The organism is Butyrivibrio sp., assembly GCF_024699075.1.
The window spans coordinates 1-5,050 of sequence record NZ_JAILQF010000084.1 but is presented as its reverse complement, the minus strand read 5'-3'; the positions used below and the strand labels follow the sequence as shown (position 1 = coordinate 5,050).

General features: G+C 38.9%; 4 protein-coding genes. All 4 read left to right on the top strand.

Features of this window, described 5'->3' with window-relative positions; all coding sequences use genetic code 11:
• Positions 1–902 (top strand): asparagine synthase C-terminal domain-containing protein (locus tag K6G87_RS03325; protein ID WP_296833872.1); only part of this gene is annotated, 902 nt, incomplete at its 5' end.
• Positions 903–1,004: 102 nt separating this feature from the next.
• A complete protein-coding gene (locus tag K6G87_RS03320) occupies positions 1,005–2,222 on the top strand; it encodes a glycosyltransferase (RefSeq protein ID WP_296833869.1) in 1,218 nt (405 codons plus the stop codon).
• Positions 2,223–2,363: 141 nt separating this feature from the next.
• Positions 2,364–4,415, top strand: coding sequence for an asparagine synthetase B family protein (locus K6G87_RS03315; protein ID WP_296833866.1), 2,052 nt, complete (start codon positions 2,364–2,366; stop codon positions 4,413–4,415).
• 39 nt (positions 4,416–4,454) lie between these two features.
• On the top strand, positions 4,455–5,050 hold a 596-nt coding region (locus tag K6G87_RS03310), incomplete at its 3' end, for an alpha-1,2-fucosyltransferase (RefSeq protein WP_296833863.1).

Sequence of the window (5,050 nt, the reverse complement as noted above, 5' to 3'; positions counted from 1 at the left end):
TGTCTAAGCTTGCAAGGCAGAAGGTAACAGTAGCGCTTTCCGGAGATGGCGGAGATGAGTTCTTCTGCGGCTACAATATTTATGAGCATATACATAAAGCTCAGAAATTGGATATGCTTGGAGCGGCTATATATGGAATAGGCCAGCTTCCTCTTGGAAGTCAGAAACTCCTTGATAAGCTTCCCTTGAAAGTAAGAGCTGTAGCAAGAAACAGGGATAAAGAGACCAAGGTACAGTTTGCATCAGACTTATATATAAAGGCTGCTCACGCTTTTATTGACGGTGTTGAGAGCTTTGATAAGTCTATGACCTTTGATGAGTACAATCAGATATATCTTGATGAACTTGCAGGAAAGAATAATAGTAATATTCAGCTTCCATGTAAGTATCCTGTAGAGAGTGGTTATCCTCAGGACAACTGGCAGGTTCGTCGTATGCTCCTTGATATGGATACATATCTTCCGGGAGATATCCTTTGCAAGATGGACAGAGCATCTATGAAGTACTCTCTTGAGAACCGTTGTCCTATCATGGATACTTCAGTTATGGAATACTCTTATCGTATAGCTCACGACTTTAAGTATTGTAATGGAGACAAGAAGCATATCCTTAAAGATATAGCTTATGATTATATTCCTAAAGAGCTACTTGACAGGCCTAAAGTGGGTTTTGGAGTGCCTCTTGATAAGTGGATGAGAGGACCTCTCCTTGAACAGCTTAAGACATATAGTAGCCCTGATTATCTCAAGAAGCAGGGAATATTTGATGCAAGCTACGTATCACACTTTATAGATAAGTATCTTACAGTTGGAGACGGAGGCCCTTCTTCAGGAGCTAATTACTCCAACATTACCTGGAGCTTTTTTGTATTCCAGCAGTGGTACGAGCACTTTATGAAGTAAAGAGCAGATGCTGGAAGCTTAATAATTGCATCAGCTTAGATATTAAAGACTTAGAAGACGATATTAACCTGAGATCATAACCCCGGAAAGGGAGCCTTTTGTATGGAACAACATAATAATAAAAAACATATAGCGATGTATATAGGCTCCCTTCAAAAAGGCGGAGCTGAGCATGTAATGGTCAACCTTGCGGAATATTTCTGGTCAAGGGGATATCATGTAACACTGGTAACAACTTATCTTTCACTTAATGAATATGAAGTACCTCATGCATCCTGGGAAGTTGTTAAGGATCCAAATGCTGTGTCAGATTCTGATATTGTAGATGCAATAGTTGCTTATAAGCAGGGACAAAAGTGTAAAGTGAATCTTCATGGTGGTATGAAGGGTGGTATAGACCGTATTTTTTCTGCTATAGATGATTCAGGACTTAGCAGGTTAGGTGCATTTAAGAAGCGTTTTGATACACTAAAGAATATATGGAAGGATATAAGACCTGATCTTATATTGTCATTTATAGGTAAGAATAACCTTATGGCTATAATGACAGCAAGGAGCCTTCATATACCTGTAGTAGTATCAGTAAGAGCCAAGTTCGAGATGGAATATCCGTCCAAAGCTATGAAACTTGCAATGAGATATACTTTCCCTAAGGCAGCAGGAGTCGTGCTTCAAAGCAGGGGCGCATCTATGCAGCTTCCTGAAAGTATTAAGAAAAAGACTGTTGTACTTCCAAATTCCATCAATCCGGATTTTATCAGAGATATGTATCGTGGTAAGAGGGATAAAACAATAGTAACAGTCGGAAGAATTGATGAGAACAAGAATCATAAGCTTATAATAGATGCTTTTAATAAGATAAGGAATGAGTATCCGGATTATGAGCTTCATATATATGGTGATGGACCTGACAGAGATAAACTCTTCAGATACGCAGGAGCTAAAGGCTTAAATGACAAAGTCATATTTGAAGGCAGTGTTACAGATGTAGCTGATAAGATACAAGCTTCCTCAATGTTCGTCCTTGCTTCGGATATGGAAGGAATGCCCAATGCTTTAATAGAAGCTATGAGTCTTGGAATTCCGTGTATCACTACAGACTGTATGTATGATACTTCAGAACTTGTTAAAGACAATATAAATGGTATAGTTATTCCTAAGGGCGATGTAGATGCTATGGCAGTTGCTATGAAGAAACTTATGGATGATCCTGAATATGCTTCAAAACTTGGAGATAGCGCATCCAGGATCAAAGAAGAAGTAGCCCCTGATGTAATAAACAGAAAATGGGAAGATTATTTCCAAAGCATTATGAGATGATCAAGTACAAAATTAAAACTATATTTAGAACAATATTAAAAACAATAAAAATAACAATATAAAACAGTATAAAAACAATATTATAAACGTGAACATGATGCAGGTATAATTTAAAACCTATGACACAAAAGGAAAACGACTATGTGCGGAATATGCGGATTACTGAATTATAAAGGCAATGCAAGAGCTGTTATAGCAGCAATGAATATACATATGAAGGACAGAGGCCCTAATGCTGATGGCATATGGATAAGCCAGGATGAAATGGCAGCCTTTGGCCACAGAAGACTCTCTATAAGAGACTTATCAGCGAATGGTTCTCAGCCTATGAAGTCTCACTCAGGCAGATACATGATGGTCTATAATGGTGAGATTTATAATGTTAACGTCCTTAAGGATAAGCTACTTAGCGATAATGTCTGCAAGGAAAGCGATTTTAGAGGAACCTCTGATACAGAAGTACTTCTTGAATATGCCGAGAGCTACGGCTTATATGATGCCCTTCGTATGAGCAAGGGAATGTTTGCTATAGGTCTTTATGATATTAAGACCGGAAGATTACAGCTTGCAAGAGACAGAGCAGGTGAGAAGCCTCTTTACTACGGCTTTATTAATCACGAAATATTTGGCTTTGCATCAGATGTAGGATGCTTTACAGAGATTCCTGAGTTTGATAAGAAGATAAATAGAAGTGTACTTCCGCTATATTTTAGCCATGGATATATTCCTGCTCCTTACAGTATCTATGAAGATATCTATAAACTGGAGCCCGGAACAATCCTTACAATAGATGATCCATATGGATACTTTAATCCTGTAGAAGATGGAGATCTTAAAGAGTACTATAAGGCTGATAAAGCAGGAAGAAGCTTTAATGCAACCAACTTCTTTGACGGACATACCTACAAGGAAGTATATGACGATATAGATGAGCTTTGCCAGGATACAGGCCATGCCTATACAGTATACTGGTCTATGAAGGAAGCTGCCATGTATGGCCAGAACAATATATTTAAAGGTTCTGAGCAGGAAGCAGCGGACGAGCTTGAAAGACTTATAAAGGATGCGGTCACAGGCCAGATGGTAGCGGATGTTCCGCTTGGAGCCTTTCTTTCTGCAGGAATAGATTCAAGTACCATAGTATCACTCATGCAGCAGGTAGCTCCCGGAAGAGTTAAGACCTTCACTATCGGAATGAATGAGCAGGGCTATAACGAAGCAGAGATAGCTAAAGAGATAGCTGGAATCCTCGGAACAGAGCATACAGAGATGTATATAGATGATACTGATGCCAAGAGAGTTATCCCTGATCTTGCAAATATGTTTGGTGAGCCATTTGCAGACAGTAGTCAGATTCCTACTTACCTTGTTAGCAAGATGACTCGTCAGCATGTAACAGTATCTTTGTCAGGAGATGCAGGAGATGAGCTCTTCTGCGGATATACTTCATACCGCTCTATAGAGAGAATCTGGGGCAAGATGGGAAGAGTTCCTTATCCTGTAAGGAAAGCTGTTTCAACAATAGTAAGTCCATTTGCAGGATTCAGTGATGTTGCTAAGATAAAGTCAGGACTTCTTGGAGCCCGTAATATAGCAGATCTTCACATGATCGAGTCTGATCCCTGGAAGTATGGAAGAAAGATTACTGATATAGACAAGAATCCTCAGGACGGAAGATGGAACAATAAGTTCCTCTATGCCGGCAATACGCTTAATAACTATTTGTCAGAAGTAAATCATGAGACAATGCTCATGGATATGACCATGTATCATCCTGATGACATACTTACTAAGGTCGACAGGACCGCTATGGCAGTATCCCTTGAAACCCGTGTGCCGCTTCTTGACAGAGACATAATAGAATTCGCCTGGACACTTCCAACTTCTTATCTTCGTGATGATAAGGTTGGTAAGAAGGTTCTTAGAAATGTGCTCTACAGATATGTTCCAAAGGAACTTATGGACAGACCTAAGAAGGGCTTTTCAATTCCGATTGATAAGTGGCTCAAAGAGCCTGAACTTAGGTCCTGGGCTGAAGATCTTATCAGAAGGACCAAGATAAGAAGACAGGGATATCTTAATGCAGATGCTGTTCACAAGATCTGGGAAGATTTTATGAATGGCGGAGAATGGAAGCCGCAGATATGGTACATACTCATGTTCCAGCAGTGGCTTGAGGATAATGAAATTTAAGTTTTGATCACTAATTATAGTATAAATATGAGGACAAGGATGATCATTATAAAACTTCAGGGAGGACTTGGTAATCAGCTCTTCTTGTATGGCTTATATAAGAATTTGAAGCGCTCTAATAATGTCGTTAAGATGGACATAGTAAGCGGCTTTGAACAAGATGAGCTCAGGATTCCATGTCTTGATAGTTTAGGCCTTAAATTTGAAATTGCTACAAATGAAGAAGTTACGGATATAAGAGATTCTTATATGGATCTTTTTAGCCGTATCAGAAGGAAAATCTTTGGTCGTAAGACGCATGACTATTATGAACCCTCAGATGGCAATTACGATCCTGAAGTATGTAAACTTACAAGAGCATATCTTAATGGCTATTTCCAGTCAGAGAAGTATTTTGGAGATGATGAGGCAATTAAGGAATTAAAAAGAGAAATACTTCAAAATAAAGATAAGATCATATCATCCTCTGAGAGATTTAAGAATCTGTATAGGCAGATGCAAGAAACAGAATCTGTAAGCCTTCATATAAGACGAGGGGATTATTTAAAACCCGGAATAGAAGAAACTTATGGCGGCATATGTACGGATGAGTATTATGAAAAGGCTTTATCTATGGTCAGAGATAAATATCCTGA